Here is a 1,491-nt window from a genome sequence, read left to right on the forward strand (position 1 = left end):
CGACCCATTTGCGCAGTTGGTTGGCGTTGACACCATGCTCCAGCGCAAGCCTCGCCACCGATATGCCCGGCTCGAGGCACGCCTCGATCAACCGTGCCTTCCCCGCCCGACCATAATAGCGCCGGCCGTTACTCGTCACCCTTACAACCTCGAGCCCATAGCGGCCCATCGGTGCCAACTCCATGTGTCCACCTCTTCCTTGGTGGACACATCCTTCACACCGCGTCACTCAACCGAACAGGTGCGCGGAATTTCGCGCTTACACTTGTTCGCGTCGCCCTGGAGTTCACCGGTCGCGTACCGAGCCGCTTGCTCGTCTGGCGGATCTCACGGGCTGACTACATTTCTCCAGATGAACGGCTTATACGGAACCATGTAAGCACGCCGCAAACGAGGAAAGGAGGGCCGACGACGATGAGCGAAGATGGCATTTTCAGCCGCATAGCACGTGCATTGAGCGGCACGGCCTCCCCGAACACTCCTCCTACGCCTCTGGCTCCAACAATCCCTCCGGTCCAGGTGGACTACGAAGACGACCGTGTTCCAAATGGCGCCAAAGAGCGCATCCGCCGGATCTTCGCATGCCTTGTAGATGCTGAAAAGGCGATGGAGCGGGAGCAAATTCCCGGCTTCACCCAAGTGGATGTCATTCAGATGCGTGAGCAGCATTTGCCCAAATTGGTCAAGAGTTACATTGACATTCCGCCGGATCATCGCGCCGAGATCTTCCGCAAGACCGGGAAGTCTGCCAGTTTCATTCTCAACGAGTCTCTCGATCAGATACAGCACAAGGTCGATGAGATCCTTCGTAACCTGGCCCAGCATGACATCGATGCGTTCACGAACAACACCAGGTTCATCAGCCAGCGGTACGCTGACGACAATCCATTCGGCTGAGCGTGCTGCACTGCGGTGCGACCCTATCGGAGGCTACGACAAATTCGGTTTTAAGGCGTCAGTCTGGCCGCGCGGAAGCGATTTCGAGATTGCAGCCACCAGCCAGGCCCTTTCAGAAACCCGCTTCAGACCGTTCTGGTATGGACAATAAATTCAGCATCATCGGGCGCTGTTGCGCGCGAACTGCGTATTTCAGAAGTTCTGGACAGCCGTTTCACAAAATCGCGGACAGGCGTTTCGCTAAGTCCCGGACAGTCGGCGCAGTTTGGTCATAGGTGCCTTGTTGTGGTTCAGGCGGTTATGATTTCGGCTTTCTCTATGTCGGTCAAGAGGGGCGCGGGTCGGGTTTTGCGCATGCTGTCGCCTTCGAGTGTTATGCGGTGGGCATTGTGTACCAGGCGGTCGAGAATGGCGTCAGCGATCGTGGGGGCACCGATCATTTCGTGCCACTGAGCGACCGGTAACTGAGCCGTAATCAAGGTGGATTTACGCTTGTAGCGCTCCTCGAAGATTTCAAGCAGATCGCCGCGCTGCTGCTCGGTCAGCCCATGGCTGCCCCAGTCGTCGAGCACGAGCAGTTGGATGCGGGTGAGT

3 protein-coding genes are annotated in these 1,491 nt (G+C 57.5%); 1 reads left to right on the forward strand and 2 read right to left on the reverse strand.

Features of this window, described 5'->3' with window-relative positions:
• On the reverse strand, positions 1-184 hold a 184-nt coding region (locus tag HWN72_RS30615; protein WP_211152313.1), incomplete at its 3' end, for a transposase.
• A 230-nt stretch (positions 185-414) separates the two neighbouring features.
• Here HWN72_RS30615 and HWN72_RS30620 point away from each other — a divergent pair.
• On the forward strand, positions 415-897 hold the full coding sequence (locus HWN72_RS30620) for a hypothetical protein (protein ID WP_211152314.1): 483 nt from the start codon (positions 415-417) through the stop codon (positions 895-897).
• Positions 898-1,187: 290 nt separating this feature from the next.
• Here the strand turns inward: HWN72_RS30620 and HWN72_RS30625 are convergent.
• Positions 1,188-1,491 (reverse strand): ATP-binding protein (locus HWN72_RS30625; protein ID WP_211152315.1); only part of this gene is annotated, 304 nt, incomplete at its 5' end.

This window comes from Novosphingobium sp. HR1a, assembly GCF_015594425.1.
GTDB lineage: Bacteria > Pseudomonadota > Alphaproteobacteria > Sphingomonadales > Sphingomonadaceae > Novosphingobium > Novosphingobium resinovorum_A.

Coding starts and splice junctions, on each gene's coding strand:
- HWN72_RS30620 (WP_211152314.1), top strand. CDS start 415: ATGAGCGAAGATGGCATTTTCAGCCGCATAGCACGTGCATTGAGCGGC.